Below are 13436 nucleotides of genomic sequence, written 5' to 3'. Positions count from 1 at the left end.
GGCAAAATTATTGGTAGGATGGGTTGGCGGTAGCGTAACATGAGCAGGAGTTGGGTTTCATTCTTCAACCGTTCGGCAAAAGCTCACGGCCGAAGTCCAACCTACGTTCATCTTATACTTAATTCCACCCACCCACTTACTCTATTCCATCATTAGTTGTAACCGAAATTCCGCACATTTTTATATATTTTTATATATTTTTATATATTTTTACATCACCTTGATGAAAATCAATAATTGTAGCTATAATCCTTCCTGCCAATGGGTTGTAAGCAATGTATTAGTAATAATTATCAAATTATCAATTGAATGATAAGAAATGCGGAATGTGGGTTGTAACCTATTTCCTGTAGCAAAAGTAGCAGGTAGCAAGTTATTGACACAAATCGCAAAGTATTTGTAACTAAATTTTTACGAAATAGATGTTGATGTCGCTTCCCTCCTGCGGGACGGCAAGAAAGGAGTGAGAAAATACATATAAATGTACTACCAGAGGTAGCATTAGCCCAAAATTCTGCGATCAATGCTTTAAAAAGGGAAAATGAGCTAAATTTCCCCCACAAGTAACCTCTATTAATCCCCACCCACTAGATAGGTATAACGTCGCAAACTGCGTTCATAATCCTGTAGTAGTAACTGGGATTCTTCCACAGTCATGCGATTTTCCTGCAAAGCTTGTTCACAACGAAGACGAATTCTTTCTAACAGGTCTTCCGCAGAATACTGCACATAACTTAATACTTCCGTGATCGTATCTCCTTTGACTAGATACTCGATATCGTACCCCTTGGGACTCATCTGAATATGTACCACGTTAGTATCGCCAAAAAGATTATGTAAATTGCCCATAATCTCTTGATAAGCACCCACCAAAAACATTCCTAGATAATAGGGTTCTGGAGAATGTTTACCGTTTTTGTACTCCAACGGATGCAATTCTAAAACTGATTTTATGTCCCCGCGCAAATCGATAAACTGGGCAATTTTCCCATCACTATCACAGGTTAAATCGGCGAGAATTCCTCTTTGAGTAGGTTCTCGATCAAGACGATGGATCGGCATAATTGGAAATAGTTGATCGATCGCCCAACTATCGGGAACTGATTGAAAAACCGAGAGATTGGCATAATAAATTGAGGCCATAATTTGCTCTAAGTCTTCCAAGTCATCGGGAACATAATCCTCTTGTCGGGCCACTTGCAGAATTTTGTGACAACAAGCCCAGTACAATTGTTCGGCTCTAGCTCGTTCTTTGAGACTGAGATAACCGAAATTAAACAGACTAATCGCCTCCTCTTTGAACTGTCCCGCATCGTGATAAGCTTCCTGATAATTGCGCTCATCGATACCCGTGTAGGTTTCCCAGAGATTACGGAGGATCAGATGTTCTTTCCCATTGCAGGGATCGGGGGGATTTTGGGGAACCTCACTACTTCCCAAGATATCAAAGACTAACACCGATTGATGAGAAGCGATCGCCCGGCCACTTTCACTGATGAGAATTGGGGGTGAAATCTGGGCATCTTCACAAGCTTCCTTGACCTCAGCCACGATATCATTGGCATAATTCTGCATATTGTAGTTTTTTGAGGCGTAGAAGTTAGTTTTTGAGCCATCGTAATCCACCCCTAAACCACCCCCCACATCGAGATAGGTCATATTTGCCCCTAATTTCGCTAATTCCACATAAATCTGACTAGCTTCGCGAATAGCATCCTTAATGACGCTAATAGCGGAGATTTGCGACCCGATATGATAGTGCAGCAGTTGCAGACAATCTAACATCCCCGCTTGTTCTAATTCCGTCACCACCGTTAAGATTTCCGGGACGGTTAAACCGAATTTGGCCCGGTCTCCCGTGGAACATCCCCAACGGCCCACCCCTTTTGTCCCCAGTTTCGCACGCACTCCCAAATGTGGGGCAATTCCTAACTGACGACTGACGCGCAGGGTTAAATATAATTCCTCCAATTGTTCGATGACAATCAAAGGCCGATGACCGAGACGAGTGGTCAATAGGGCAGTTTCCAGGTATTCTTTGTCCTTATAGCCGTTACAAATTAGCAAGGGTTGTGTTTTGTCATTTTTGCCGTTTAAGGCAGGTTCTAGGGTCGCTAAAGCAATCATTAGCTCAGGTTTTGAACCAGCCTCCAGCCCAAATTGATAGGGTTTGCCAAAACGCACTAAAGACTCGACGATGTGACGGTGTTGATTGCACTTGATCGGATAGACACCGCGATAGACGTTGGCATAATTATAACGGGCGATCGCTCGGTTAAAACAGGCATTTAGGCGCTCGATCCGGTCTTCCAAAATATCACTAAACCGAATTAGTAAGGGTAAACCGATATTTCGCCGCTTAATCGCTGAAACTAACTCGTATAAGTCCAAAGAACCGCCCCTTTCTCCCTGGGGCGAAACGGTAATATTTCCTGCGGCATTGATCGAGAAATAGGGTTCTCCCCAGCCTTGGATGCGATAGAGATTTTCGCTATCTTCGATCGACCAATGTTTAACGGGGGCAACTTTTTCGAGGTTGTTACCGTCAGAAGGGGTCAGATCGAGTGGAGATAATTGCTTTTCTTGTTTCTTAAGTTGAGTTTTACCCGCCATTGTCTATCGATCGCTCCGTGTGAGACTCCGATCTTCTATCTTAAGTCAGACTTCCTGTCTGCGACCAAGATTCCGATCGTGATAGAATTTACTCTCTAGGCTCGATCTCTAGGAATAGTCATCTATATAAATTCAAGGCTATGCAGTTATTAGACTCAAAAGGACGTTTATTCGGTAAATTTAGCTTGCTTGATATCGGAGCGGCCTTAGTAATTTTATTGACAATTATCGGTATTTTTGTTGTACCGGGGACAAGTGGTAAAAGTACGATCGCTCAAGTTACCAAAGAACCCATAGAAGTGGATGTTATTGTCCGGGGTTTAAGTGTTCTCAATCCCAATGCTTTGATTAATCAATTCAATACCGAGAAGAAAACTAATATTGTTATTCGTAATCAACCGGCTGGTCAAGTGGATATAAAAAATGTTAAACCTTTATCCAGAAATGTCTTAGTTCCGCAGCCGGATGGTAGTGTGAAAGTCCTACCGGATCCCCGCACGGAAAACTATTCTCAAGATATGATTATGACTCTCAGTGGTCAAGCGGAAGTTACCGACACTGGTGCGGTTGTTGGCGGTCAAAAGGTGAAAATTGGCACTTTAATCGAGTTGGAAGGAGATAATTATAATTTCAACACCAGTGTTATCGATGTCCGTTTACCAAAAAGGTCTTAGTTAGTAAACAGTGAGCAGTAAACAGTGAAAAGACAGCAGGAAACTTCCATGTAACACTGCTCACTTGAAAACTCAAATCTGATAACTGATAACTTACCCACTGATAACTGATAACTGATAACTGATAAGAGGATTAACTGCTATTTATACACCGCCTTTAGCTCGTTTGATCGAGCAGTTACAAAAATTACCTGGAGTCGGACCCAAAAGCGCCCAACGTTTGGCCCTGTATATTCTCAAACGACCAGAACAAGATGCGATCGAATTGGCCCAGGCGATCGTAGCGGCTAAAAAACAAGTAGGATTATGTCAGGTTTGTTTTCATCTTTCGGCCGAACCGATCTGCGAAATTTGCCGCAATCCTAACCGAGAAACGGGGACTATCTGTGTGGTAGCTGACTCCAGAGATGTGATTGCTTTGGAGAAAACTAGGGAATATTCGGGCAAATATCACGTTTTAGGGGGTGTTATCTCACCTATGGATGGGATTGGACCGGATCAATTAAATATACAGTCTTTAGTCACCAGAGTCAGCCAGAAAAAAATTCAGGAAGTTATCTTAGCTATCAGTCCCAGTGTCGAGGGGGAAACCACGACTTTGTATATCGGGGGTTTACTGAAACCCTTCACTAAAGTTACCCGTATCGCTTTCGGGTTGCCCATGGGCGGCGATCTGGAATACGCTGATGAAGTAACTTTAGCGAGAGCTTTAGAAGGTCGTCGGGAATTATAGAGCAGGGTGTGAGGTTTTGATCAGGTTACTTTTTGGCGAATAATCGAGCATTTGTAGCCAGCGATACAGTTTTATAATGCGTATTATGCTTAGTTGCAGAATTTGTAGCTGCAGAAATCTTTGGGGGGGGAATCACCAGCAACTGCACGGGAGCGAGAGAGAGCGCTGTTAAAGACTTTAAAGGCTGTTCTAGAATCGCCATTTCGCCGAAACAGTAGCCGTTTCCCCAGATTTTCTAGGACGATTATTCGGCCCGACTACTCAAAGGGTTATTGAGATTGCCAGTGCCGGGACGTTTAACACTATGGGATTGTAGGAGTGAGATCGCCTGTTGATACTGGGGATCATCCTTCGTTCCCAGCAAAGAAGGATCATCCCGGAAGCGCAGCTGTTGTTCTTGGGTTAACTCGATCTGCACATCGGGTTTAATGCCTTTTTTGTAGATATTTTCGCCGTTGGGGGGATAATAACGGGCAATTGTCACCGCTAATCCAGAACCATCGGAAAGGGTGTGTACCGATTGGACGGTACTCTTGCCATAAGTCGATGTACCTACTAAAGTCGCCCGGCCATTTTCTTTTAGCGCTCCGGCGAGGATTTCGCTGGCGCTGGCGGAACCTTTATTAACCAAGACTACTAGGGGTAAATCGGTAATAGCGGTGTTATTGGCGATAAATTGACGATCTCCACCACGTCGATCGATGGTGCTAACGATTTTGCCCTGTTTCATCCACATACGAGCGATATCGACACTAGCAAATAGTAACCCCCCGGGGTTGCCCCGCAGATCGAGAACATAGCCGGATACCTGTTGTTGACTTAATTCCTCGATCGCCTCTTTCATTTGTTCGGCTGCGTGGGAACTAAATTCATCTAGTTTAATATAACCAACTTTCACCCCACCTTCCTGTTTCAGGGTATAGCTAACGGAGGGGATTTCGATATCTACCCGGGTCAAAGTCACTTCAAATACCCCTTTATCGGGACGGGCAAGCTGTAAACTAACGCTAGTACCCACTTCTCCCTGTAGTGCCTCCATTGCCTGTTCTAGGGTCATTAAAGCGGTGGGTTTGCCATTAATTCTGATCAGGCGATCGCCGCTTTTCACTCCCGCTTCCTTGGCGGGGGATTTTTTCACCGTATCGACAACAACCAGATCGTTACTGCGTTTATCGAGAGCTAAACGTACCCCAATTCCCGATAATTCTCCGGAAGTTTGACTGGTGAGGACAGAAAATTCCCTAGGAGTTAAAAAACGGGTATAAGTATCATCCAATTCCTTTAAAGCTTCGCGAATTGCTGTGTAAGCTTGTTGGGGATTAGTATAATTTCTGCTTAACAATTCTTGACGTTTTTTTTGCCAATCGATTTGATGAAAACTACGATCTACAAATTCATTATTAACAATTTGCCAAACCTGGTCGATGACTGCTTTCGGGTTATCTTCTAAGGGTTTTTCCCCTTTGGCTGCGGGGGTGAGGACTATCAGGGAACTAACTGCTAGGGTAGCGATCGCACCTCCAGATAGGAGTTTCTGCACGGAAACGAACGAGGGACGCGACTGGTTCATAAAGACAAAGCCAAAATAAGATTGACGTTTCAATAAAGCCATTCAAAAAGCGGGAGCATTTTGCCTTCGAGGGAGGTGAGGAGCAGTGTTAACTACGACTTTCGTATAGATAAGGGAGTTCCTTGTCTGGCTCTAGTATCCACTATAATTCTAGTTCTATAAAATCGAGCAATATCTGGCGATGAATTTTTCCTAAAGGACGAGTCTGATTAATCTTCTGGGAATAGTATTCCCCTTGACGGATGGCAGCCGGAGGTAATAATGCTAAATCTTGCCCTTCCGTTTGCACTAATTTTTCTAATTCCACGGTCAGGGGTACATGATAAAGATAACGGGAGAGATTATCATCGTTATAAGAGCGAAAATAGCGTAAACTAGGGGCTTCGTAGTTAATTTCTTCTTGTAACTCTCGTTTTAACCCTATTTCTGGACTTTCACCCGCTTCCAAGTGACCACCAAATAAACCCCACACCCCCGGATAGAGAATCGTCGGGATGTCGTCGCGCAACTGCATTAAAAAGCGACCGTCCTGTTCTAAAATCGCCAAAGCAACAAATATCATCAGTTATCAGTTATCAGTTATCGGGAGACAGGAGACAGGAGACAGGAGACGGGAGACTATTTTATTTATTCTCCCCACACCCCACACCCCACACCCCACACCCTAGCTATTTCTCGCTTTGTTTATGGGGTAAAAAGAAAGCATCGAGGGGATCTGGGATGGGTTTAACCACTGCGGGGGGTTTGGGGGGAATCGCTTCCGCGACGGGTTGCGCGGGGGGATTGGGTTTAACGGGGGTAACGACGGGAGTTTCTGGGGGTTTTGTTTCAGCTGCGCTGGGAATTGTCACCTGTCGGGGATTTTCCAGGGGTTTAGTGGAGACTGGGGGAGAATTGTTTTCTGGGGGTTTAACTTCTGAGGTGGGGGAAGGTTTAATTTCTGGGGACGGGGAAGGAGTAGGAAGAGAATTAACCGCTACTGCATCCATCTGTTCTAATTCCACTACATACACTTCGTTAACGGTTTGAGAACCCTGGGGAATAGCCTCAAAGTCAATTTTGCCCTTAATGACGATTTCTTCGCCTTGACGGGGTAATTTATTGCTATTGGTGCGAATCCAAATCTTACCAGACCCATCCTGCAAAAGATAGGCTCCTCCCGCTAAAAAAGGGGCATAATTGCTGACAGTTCCCCTAAGATAAACTAAAGCGCCTTTTGGTTTTTCCTGTAATTGCTCGATCGCTGTTAGGGGAGGATCACCGATGTAGGGAACGGCAATACCGAGGTCAGCAAGGGTACTACAACCGAATAACCCTAGCAATAATAATAAACTGCCGATGCGCCCTAGACGAGTCTGAATAGACATTCTTGCTTTAACCTTAACGAGTGCGATTAGCCAATCTTTTTGACCATAGAATGGATCCGAAAGATTTTTGTTCTCGGTATTATCATAGAATGTCCGTAACTACTTGCCAAATTCTCGACGGGAAAGCCTTAGCTCAAAAAATCCAGCTTGGTCTAGGAGAGCGCATCCAGACGCTAAAATCTCCAATGGGAAGACCTCCGGGGTTAGCGGTGTTGATGGTGGGGGATAATCCTGCTAGTGCCGTTTATGTACGCAATAAGGAGAAAGCTTGTACTAAAATCGGCATGGCCTCTTTTGGTCGTCATTTTCCTACCGATACAAGTGAACTAGAAATTTTAGCGGAAATTGTCCGTCTCAATCAAGATGAGCGGGTGGACGGGATTTTAATTCAATTACCCTTACCCAAGCATTTAGACGCGGTTTCCCTTCTCTACCAAATTGACCCGAAAAAAGATGCTGATGGTTTACATCCTCTCAATTTAGGCGGTTTAGTGCGGGGTGAGGACTGTATCCGCAGTTGTACTCCTGCGGGGGTCATGGCACTGCTGAAAGAATATAATATTCCCATAGCCGGTAAGCACGCGGTGGTACTGGGTCGCAGTATTCTAGTGGGGAAACCTTTAGCTTTAATGTTATTGGAGGAAAACGCTACGGTAACTATTGCTCACTCGCGCACGGAAAATCTGGCAGAAATAACCAGAAGTGCTGATATTTTAGTACCTGCGGTCGGTAAAGCGAATTTAATCACCCCGGATATGGTAAAACCTGGTGCGGTAGTGGTGGATGTGGGTATTAATCGCGTCGCTGACCGTTTGGTGGGGGATGTGGACTATGCTGGAGTTTTAGAAGTAGCTAGTTATCTTACTCCTGTACCGGGTGGTGTCGGTCCGATGACAGTGGCAATGTTATTAAAAAATACGTTGTTAAGTTACGAACGCAAGTAATAAATCCTCAGCTACCAGCTATCAGCTATTCAGTGATTCGGCTCTCTTGGATTCGGTAGGTAAAATCTATTCTAAAATACAGTCCTGCTGGTGAGTGCCTGGAACGAACCACAAAGACACAAAGGACACAAAGATTGATCACTTCTATATAAGTTAAACTTATCACACAAAGAACAAGAGAGCCGTAATTCTACCGATACAATCCTTGATTTTTTTTTAACTATGTTGGTAGAATTTTACAAAACTGGATAGACTAGGAGATTTTTGGTCATGATCTTTATTATCCCGATTATTCTTGGTGCGGCTGCCTTAGTTACTGCTGGTGTGGGTGTTAGTGCTGGTGCTGATGGTGTCTCTAAGCTACAAAAGGCGGAAAAAATTGGCAAAAGTGCCGAACAAAGATACAAAAAAGCAAATAAATCCCTAGAAAAAAAGTTTCAAGCTACCCAAAAATTCGCAGAAGAATACGGTCAACTGCAAATTAATGTCAAAATCAACACCATCGGCAGATTTATTAAGTTTATTAGCAGAATTGATCAAAGAATAGGTCAAAGACTTGGTCAAAATTCTTCCCCATCCCATCAACGCTTCTTAGAAGGGTTTGAGGGATTTTCTGCCGAACAATTCAAGGAATTTAAAGCAGAAGTGTTAGACGCGCAAAGTTTGGCTGTGGGGGGTTTAAAAGTAGTGGGAGTCGCTTCGGCAGCCAGTCAGGGAACCCTAGGATTAATTGGTCTTTTCGGTACTGCTAGTACAGGAACAGCAATTAGTGGACTTAGTGGGGTAGCCGCTTGGAATGCTACCTTAGCATGGTTAGGAGGTGGTTCTTTAGCTGCTGGTGGTGGTGGTATGGCTTTGGGAACAGTGGTTTTAGGAGGTATTACCGTCGGACCTGCTTTAATGATTGGTGGTTTTGTCTTAGGAGGAGAAGGGAAAAAGGCCCTAACTAAAGCTATCGAATACGCCAAGGAAGTGGATAATAAAATAGCTCAGTTAGATAAAAGTAAGAGTTTTTTAGGACAAGTTCAGCGCAGAATTAAGGAGTTACAATACCTGGTTAATAGTCTGAATAGTAGAGCTATTAAGAGTTTAAATGAACTGGAGTCACGAGCTAATTTTAATCCTCATCTAGAGGAAGATGCAGCCAAGTTTCGGGAGGTACTGCTTTTAATTAAAGCCTCATCGGAAATCATGAAACTACCCATCCTAGACGAAAAGGGAAAATTAACCAAAGCAACGGAAAATCTCCAAGAAAAGTACCGCCATCTCTTAAAAAACTAATAATTATTCTTGAAAATCTATGAATGTTATCAATTGGTGAATAGCTCTTTATCCTCTGGTGATAATCAAAAACTTGCCTTAACTTTAGAAGAAATTATCATCTTATTTTGCTCTATTTCTTTGATAATTTTAGTCAATTATCGATGGTAAAAGCCGCGTTAAAGGATGCTAATCACTGTTGGTAATTTTAATTAATTATTTGTCAATATCTAAGGAGAAATATGACTCTAGAACTGCATAATTTTATCTGGGAAGAAGAACGTTTAGTGCAGGTGGAAACCCAACCCCATCACATCGCAGGGGTACTAACGGTAATTCAGGAAACCATGAATGATTCCGATTGCGAATGGGAGGATGTTTATTCCGCTTATTACGAGTGCGAAGATGACGGTACAATCACTTTTTATGAGGGAGAAAGTGCCGAGGAAGATAATCCGGGTATCTGGACTTATGTGGTTTATGAATGTGCCGCAGGAGAAGAAACAGTGATGACTAATGTTAATATCAATACCTTTGCTCCTCTCTTGCAATTACAACAATTAGCGGGGGTTTAAAGACTGCAAGAAAATCTTGAGTTTTGGGTGTGTTAGCATAGAGTAATACACCCTAAATTTTTATATTATTTAGGGCTTGCTGAATAATGCTAAAACCCTTTTAAAATAAGGCTTTTGACCTGTCGGCGGCTACTAACCCCACCAACAAACTTTTTCAGCAAACCCTACTTATATCAAGACAAAAAAAGGTGGGACTTGCCCACCTTTGTCACTAAACTATTGTCCTTGCTCCACTGCTGCCACCATCAATAAAGTTTTGAGGACAGAATCAGGATTAAGACTGATGGAATCGATGCCTAATTCCACTAAAAATTGAGCGAATTCGGGGTAATCACTGGGAGCTTGACCACAGATACCGATTTTGCGATTATGGGCTTTAGCGGTTTCAATAGCCATTTTCACCATGCGTTTAACTCCCTCATTCCGTTCATCAAAAAGATGGGCAACTAGGGCAGAATCCCGATCTAATCCTAAGGTTAATTGGGTCAAATCATTAGAACCGATCGAAAATCCGTCAAACACCTGAGCAAATTGGTCGGCAAGAATTACATTACTTGGTAACTCACACATCACATAAACTTGCAAACCATCAACCCCGCGTTCGAGACCATTTTTCGCCATTTCTTCAAGGACTCTCATCCCTTCTTCGGGAGTACGACAGAAAGGAATCATCGGAATCACATTAGTTAATCCCATTTCTTCCCGGACCATTTTCAGCGCCCGACATTCCAAAGCGAAAGCCTCGCGATAATTAGGATCAGTATAACGGGAAGCGCCGCGCCAACCGATCATCGGGTTTTCTTCCTTGGGTTCAAAGGGTTTGCCACCCAATAAATTAGCGTATTCATTGGATTTAAAATCGGACATCCGCACAATTACATCTTTGGGGTAAAATGCGGCTGCAATCATGGCAATCCCCCGGGCCAATTTATCGACGAAAAATTGGGGTTTATCCTCGTAGTGCTTGGTTAATTCGGCGATTTGGTCTTTTACGTCTCCTTCTTCCAATTCGTGGAATTTCAGCAAGGCGCTGGGGTGGGCCTGAATGTGGTTAGCGATAATAAACTCTAGACGCGCTAAACCGACCCCTTGGGCAGGAATATCGGCAAAAGCGAAGGCTTTTTCGGGATTACCGATATTCATGAGGATTTTTGTCCGAGTTTGGGGCAAATTGTCCAGGGGAGTTTCAAGAATTTCAAAGGGTAGCAATCCGAGGTAAACTTTCCCTTCATCCCCTTCCGCACAGCAAACGGTGACTTCCTGACCGGTTTTAATCGTTTCCGTGGCATTATTGCAACCCACGATCGCCGGAATACCCATTTCTCGTGCGATAATAGCGGCATGGCAAGTACGACCACCTTGATTAGTCACGATCGCGCTTGCTTGTTTCATAATCGGTTCCCAGTCGGGATCCGTGCGATTGGTGACGAGAACTTCTCCCGGTTTAAAGTTGTTGATTTTATCTACACTGAGGATGACTCTGGCTTTTCCTTGACCGATTGCCGCACCTACACTCCGTCCCACCGCTAAAACTTGACTTCTTTCTTTAATTTCGTAGGATTTAAGGATATTAGCGGCTTTTTGCGATTGTACGGTTTCTGGACGGGCCTGAACGATAAAGAGTTCTCCCGTGATCCCATCTTTTGCCCATTCGATGTCCATGGGGGTGTAGGTTCCGCGCACTTGCGAGTAATGTTCCTCGATTTGGGTCGTCCAACGGGCTAAAGTGAGGATTTCTTGGTCACTAATGCAGAATTGATCCTGTTCTAGCTTGTTAACTCGGATATTCTTGGTTAGACGCGATCCTCCATCATCGTAGATCATCTTGATGGCTTTACTGCCGAGGCGTTTGTCGAGGATGGGTTTGTAACCGTTTTTAAGAGTGGGTTTAAAAACCAGATATTCGTCGGGGTTAACAGCACCTTGCACGACATTTTCCCCTAAACCGTAGGCTGCGGTGATTAAAGTGGCATTTTTGAACCCTGTTTCCGTATCGATGGAAAACATCACCCCGGAGGTGGCTAGATCTGAACGCACCATTTTTTGGACACCGACGGAAAGGGCGACGGCAAAGTGATCGAAACCGTTATGATGACGGTAGGAAATAGCGCGATCGGTGAATAAAGAGGCAAAACATTTATGACAAGCTTCTAAAACTCCCCTCACCCCTTGCACGTTGAGATAGGTTTCCTGTTGTCCGGCAAAACTCGCTTCTGGTAAGTCTTCGGCAGTGGCGCTCGATCGAACTGCCACATCGATGGAATGATAGAGATCATCGCCATAACGTTCACAGAGTCGGCGATAGGCAATAGCGATCGCATGACTTAAATCATCGGGGAACGGTGTATTTAGGATTAATGTGCGTGCTTGTTTACCTTTTTCTTGCAGGTTCTGCACATCGTTTTCGTCTAAATCTTGGAAAATTTGTCTTAATTGTGCGTCTAGTCCGGCTTTTTCGACAAAGTGACGGTAAGCGTAAGCGGTGGTGGCGAATCCTGTGGGGACATTAATCCCTTTCGGGGTTAATTGTTGGATCATTTCGCCTAAGGAGGAGTTTTTGCCACCGACTAATCCCACATCTTTGCTGTCTACTTCTTCAAACCACAGAATTAATGCTTGTTCTCTAGAGGTTCTCGCAACATCTTGTAGTAGCATCATAAGTATTTTTACCTCTGTACTTTATACTTTCAGTTTAGCGACATACCATCTTCAAAAACCCTTGAGTTTGATATTTATTTACAAAACTCTACAATAGCCAACTCAGCCACGCTCACCCTATCTCTAAAGGGTTTAATTGTCTAGGTACTTGACACAAAAATTAACAAACTAATCAGGAGTCTCAACAGTAACTTTCCTGAATGATAGCCTTAATTATCTCAAAATAGTTAAGTTTAAGATCGACTATTTTTATTGAGTTCCCTCACTAATTAATGTACGGTAGTGGAAGGATGGGGATCAAAAGGATGTTGTTTTAATTCATCTCGCCGTTTAATAAGTTTTTCGGCGTTGATAATCGCTGTAGGCTGATAAGGCTTTAATTTTTCATAGATATTCTCTCGGCTTTTTTCATATTTTTCTTTCTCGCCAACTAATCCAAGTTTTCTCATTTGATTAGTTAAAATACTCCCGTATCTATCTCTAGGTGTAGCAGTATCAAGATATTGAAAGTGCAAAATATACCAAATTTCAAAGGCTTCATTAGAATAGGCAATCTTGATATTTTCTTTTTGGGCAAGTCCCTCAGCTTGATTAAATTGCTCTTTGGTATAATTATCTTTATCAAAAACACACCAAACTTGATCGTAAGATGCTGATTTTTCATTGTTTTTAATATTAATTGCTTTCTTGACTAAACTCAAGGTATTTTGACCTTCTCCCTTAACTTTTATTTTAATGTTATTAGATTTTAAATCTTCCCTCAAACAAGTAAAGTAATAGTATTCAGTGGCCAATTCAAGTCTGAATTGCATCACTGTCTGATCTACCTTTATAGAATACCTCATTCGGGGTACGATAGTCAAGACATTTTCGAGGACGATTGTTAATCAAGTTTACGGCTCTTTCCACCTCCTCTGGCTTAACGATTTTAAAATTCGTTCCCTTGGGGAAAAATTGTCTTAACAGTCCATTGGTATGCTCGTTTAATCCCCTCTCCCACGAATGATAAGGAGTAGCAAAATAAAAATCTGCTCCTAGTTTC

At 43.1% G+C, this 13436-nt stretch carries 12 protein-coding genes; 5 read left to right on the top strand and 7 right to left on the bottom strand.

Annotated features, from left to right (window positions below; all coding sequences use genetic code 11):
• Positions 1–573 precede the first annotated feature (573 nt).
• Entirely contained in the window at positions 574–2613 is a 2040-nt protein-coding gene (gene speA / locus H6G40_RS05445; protein WP_123230232.1) for a biosynthetic arginine decarboxylase, read from the bottom strand.
• 140 nt (positions 2614–2753) lie between these two features.
• Here speA and H6G40_RS05440 point away from each other — a divergent pair, with 140 nt between their 5' ends.
• The gene (locus H6G40_RS05440) at positions 2754–3287 is read left to right on the top strand and encodes a DUF4330 domain-containing protein (protein ID WP_002737551.1); all 534 of its coding nucleotides are present in this window, start codon (positions 2754–2756) and stop codon (positions 3285–3287) included.
• Between the two features lie 142 nt (positions 3288–3429).
• Positions 3430–4020: a recombination mediator RecR gene (gene recR / locus H6G40_RS05435; protein WP_043999193.1), complete on the top strand. Its 591-nt coding sequence runs from the start codon at positions 3430–3432 to the stop codon at positions 4018–4020.
• Positions 4021–4264: 244 nt separating this feature from the next.
• On the opposite strand, the gene ctpB is transcribed toward recR, so the two are convergent.
• The 3 genes from ctpB to H6G40_RS05420 all read right to left on the bottom strand — a co-directional run bounded on the left by ctpB (position 4265) and on the right by H6G40_RS05420 (position 6957).
• Positions 4265–5590, bottom strand: a complete 1326-nt coding sequence (ctpB, locus tag H6G40_RS05430) for a carboxyl-terminal processing protease CtpB (RefSeq protein WP_002735200.1) — start codon at positions 5588–5590, stop codon at positions 4265–4267.
• Between the two features lie 142 nt (positions 5591–5732).
• Positions 5733–6152 (bottom strand): NUDIX hydrolase, encoded by a 420-nt coding sequence (locus H6G40_RS05425; protein ID WP_042790584.1) that lies wholly within the window; start codon positions 6150–6152, stop codon positions 5733–5735.
• Between the two features lie 106 nt (positions 6153–6258).
• Complete coding sequence (locus tag H6G40_RS05420; protein ID WP_123230233.1) at positions 6259–6957, bottom strand: single stranded DNA-binding domain-containing protein; 699 nt, start codon at positions 6955–6957, stop codon at positions 6259–6261.
• Positions 6958–7046: 89 nt separating this feature from the next.
• On the opposite strand from H6G40_RS05420, the gene folD reads away from it, so the two are divergent.
• The 3 genes from folD (at position 7047) to H6G40_RS05405 (ending at position 9736) form a co-directional block, all read left to right on the top strand.
• Complete coding sequence (gene folD / locus H6G40_RS05415) at positions 7047–7901, top strand: bifunctional methylenetetrahydrofolate dehydrogenase/methenyltetrahydrofolate cyclohydrolase FolD (protein WP_123230234.1); 855 nt, start codon at positions 7047–7049, stop codon at positions 7899–7901.
• A 270-nt stretch (positions 7902–8171) separates the two neighbouring features.
• Positions 8172–9182 (top strand): hypothetical protein, encoded by a 1011-nt coding sequence (locus H6G40_RS05410; RefSeq protein WP_190537373.1) that lies wholly within the window; start codon positions 8172–8174, stop codon positions 9180–9182.
• Positions 9183–9403: 221 nt separating this feature from the next.
• The gene (locus H6G40_RS05405) at positions 9404–9736 is read left to right on the top strand and encodes a hypothetical protein (RefSeq protein WP_002738007.1); all 333 of its coding nucleotides are present in this window, start codon (positions 9404–9406) and stop codon (positions 9734–9736) included.
• 216 nt (positions 9737–9952) lie between these two features.
• On the opposite strand, the gene ppsA is transcribed toward H6G40_RS05405, so the two are convergent.
• From ppsA to H6G40_RS05390, 3 genes are all read right to left on the bottom strand, one after another.
• Complete coding sequence (gene ppsA, locus H6G40_RS05400; protein ID WP_002751914.1) at positions 9953–12394, bottom strand: phosphoenolpyruvate synthase; 2442 nt, start codon at positions 12392–12394, stop codon at positions 9953–9955.
• Positions 12395–12663: 269 nt separating this feature from the next.
• Complete coding sequence (locus H6G40_RS05395; protein WP_242028716.1) at positions 12664–13206, bottom strand: RloB family protein; 543 nt, start codon at positions 13204–13206, stop codon at positions 12664–12666.
• Positions 13190–13436, bottom strand: a 247-nt coding sequence (locus H6G40_RS05390; RefSeq protein WP_190537171.1) for an IS30 family transposase, incomplete at its 5' end; no start/stop codon positions are given. The genes H6G40_RS05390 and H6G40_RS05395, both read right to left, overlap by 17 nt.

The sequence above is a fragment of the Microcystis viridis FACHB-1342 genome (assembly GCF_014698335.1).
Taxonomy (GTDB): domain Bacteria; phylum Cyanobacteriota; class Cyanobacteriia; order Cyanobacteriales; family Microcystaceae; genus Microcystis; species Microcystis ichthyoblabe_A.
The sequence above is the reverse complement of the archived record's forward strand: the minus strand, read 5'-3'. Positions and strand labels throughout refer to the sequence as shown.

Excerpts from the sequence above, each read along its gene's own strand:
- H6G40_RS05395 (WP_242028716.1), bottom strand. The coding sequence starts at position 13,206 with ATGCAATTCAGACTTGAATTGGCCACTGAATACTATTACTTTACTTGT.
- ppsA (WP_002751914.1), bottom strand. The coding sequence starts at position 12,394 with ATGATGCTACTACAAGATGTTGCGAGAACCTCTAGAGAACAAGCATTA.
- speA (WP_123230232.1), bottom strand. The coding sequence starts at position 2,613 with ATGGCGGGTAAAACTCAACTTAAGAAACAAGAAAAGCAATTATCTCCA.
- H6G40_RS05425 (WP_042790584.1), bottom strand. The coding sequence starts at position 6,152 with ATGATATTTGTTGCTTTGGCGATTTTAGAACAGGACGGTCGCTTTTTA.
- folD (WP_123230234.1), top strand. The coding sequence starts at position 7,047 with ATGTCCGTAACTACTTGCCAAATTCTCGACGGGAAAGCCTTAGCTCAA.
- H6G40_RS05420 (WP_123230233.1), bottom strand. The coding sequence starts at position 6,957 with ATGTCTATTCAGACTCGTCTAGGGCGCATCGGCAGTTTATTATTATTG.
- H6G40_RS05405 (WP_002738007.1), top strand. The coding sequence starts at position 9,404 with ATGACTCTAGAACTGCATAATTTTATCTGGGAAGAAGAACGTTTAGTG.
- ctpB (WP_002735200.1), bottom strand. The coding sequence starts at position 5,590 with ATGAACCAGTCGCGTCCCTCGTTCGTTTCCGTGCAGAAACTCCTATCT.
- H6G40_RS05440 (WP_002737551.1), top strand. The coding sequence starts at position 2,754 with ATGCAGTTATTAGACTCAAAAGGACGTTTATTCGGTAAATTTAGCTTG.
- H6G40_RS05410 (WP_190537373.1), top strand. The coding sequence starts at position 8,172 with ATGATCTTTATTATCCCGATTATTCTTGGTGCGGCTGCCTTAGTTACT.